Source organism: Vibrio sp. 1978 (assembly GCF_033344345.1).
This window is the reverse complement of record NZ_JAWPOP010000080.1, coordinates 1-1,559: the sequence shown is the minus strand read 5'-3', so window position 1 is coordinate 1,559 and position 1,559 is coordinate 1. Positions and strand designations below refer to the sequence as shown.

General features: G+C 44.1%; 2 protein-coding genes. One reads left to right on the top strand and one right to left on the bottom strand.

The window, feature by feature from the left end; genetic code table 11:
- The coding region (locus R8N49_RS24570) for a lipase family protein (RefSeq protein WP_318190153.1) at nucleotides 1-786 on the top strand (786 nt) is incomplete at its 5' end.
- Between the two features lie 130 nt (nucleotides 787-916).
- Here the strand turns inward: R8N49_RS24570 and tnpA are convergent.
- A complete protein-coding gene (tnpA, locus tag R8N49_RS24565) occupies nucleotides 917-1,378 on the bottom strand; it encodes an IS200/IS605 family transposase (RefSeq protein ID WP_318190152.1) in 462 nt (153 codons plus the stop codon).
- Nucleotides 1,379-1,559: the final 181 nt, after the last annotated feature.

Here is a 1,559-nt window from a genome sequence, read left to right as displayed (position 1 = left end):
AAACCACTAAAACGATACCAATACGAACGCTACGCCGTACTGTGCAACCTCGCGTATCCAAGAGTCTTTAAACAAACACGTTATGGCTTCGATCCCAATGGTCAGCGAGTCATCCGAAACGAACACGGCAAGATTATGATTCGCGTACTGTGGAGCAAAAACCGCGATGAAGTCGTGGTCGTTATTAAAGGTTCTCACAGCATTACCGATTGGTTGCTCAACTTTGCAATGTGGACACGAAGCTGCCGGCGATTAGGTCTCAACTACCGTATTCACGCAGGGTTTTATCACCTATTGTTCCAAGAAAGTTTACCTAGTAGAAACGAAGACCGCTTAGGTTTGAGCGTGATAGAACGGCTAGAAGCAACCGTTGTCCCGCTTATTCTGCAAGGCAAGCGCATTTCGGTGACAGGCCACTCTTCTGGTGGTGCAATTGGTAGCGTGTTTGCGGATTACATAGAAAAGAAGTATCCGAAAAGCATCAAGCGCGTTGTGACTTTCGGGCAGCCCGCCATTGGTGACTGGACGTTCAAACGTCGCTATCGTCTGGCGCATAAAACCTACCGAATTTGTTGTGATATCGATATTGTGACTTTCATGCCTCCGGTGCCTTTTCTTTACTGGCACGTCGGAAAAATGCTGTGGCTGTACAATGGCAGAATTTATGAGAACACGCCGACACTCATTCGCCTCGGGCGTTCACTATTTAGTTGGCTGATTCGTCCGTTTTCTTACCATTTAATGAGTAAGTACATCCGAAACAAAGACTTTTTCGATGAACGTTGATTGAAAAACCAAACGATAGACATAAAAAAAGTATCCACCGGCATAGCCGGTGGTTTTTCATATGCGCCTATAAGGCTCTCTTACTGGCAGCGCCCTAGCAGGCGCATAGTGATCTGACATTTGCATATGACTATTTCCAGCGGCCCGTAAACGGGCTACCTGAATACGGGATCGACAATTGCTCTCCCATTTTATCCTGCTCTAGTTGATGCTTTATGTAACTTTGTATCTTGCCGGTATTTTTTCCTACCGTATCGACATAGTACCCTCGACACCAAAATTCTCGATTCCTGTACTTAAACTTCAAATCTCCAAATCGCTCATAGAGCATCAGGCTACTTTTTCCTTTCAAATATCCCATAAAGGATGAAACACTTATCTTAGGTGGTATCTCTAAAAGCATATGAATATGATCTGCGCAGCATTCTGCTTCAATAATATTCACGTTTTTCCATTCACATAATTTTCTAAGTATCTCGCCTACTGCCCTTCGTTTCTCACCATAGAACACCTGTCTTCGGTACTTAGGTGCAAAAACCGCATGATATTTACAGTTCCATCGCGTATGCGCTAAGCTCTTTTCGTCCCCCATTAGGACCCCCTTTCAATTCTTAATTAACTCTTGCAGTTGCCAGACCACAAGACGTTTTTATCAAATTGAAAGGGGTTATATAACTGACTTATAGCTGTAAGCTTTACTGAACCCCCAGCCTAGCTGGGGGTTTTCTCTATACAACAAAAGGAAGAGCATTTCGCTCTTCCTTTTTCGTCTC

What these genes read in the sequence shown, in the direction of transcription:
- tnpA (WP_318190152.1), bottom strand. Translation starts at nt 1,378, where the DNA reads ATGGGGGACGAAAAGAGCTTAGCGCATACGCGATGGAACTGTAAATAT.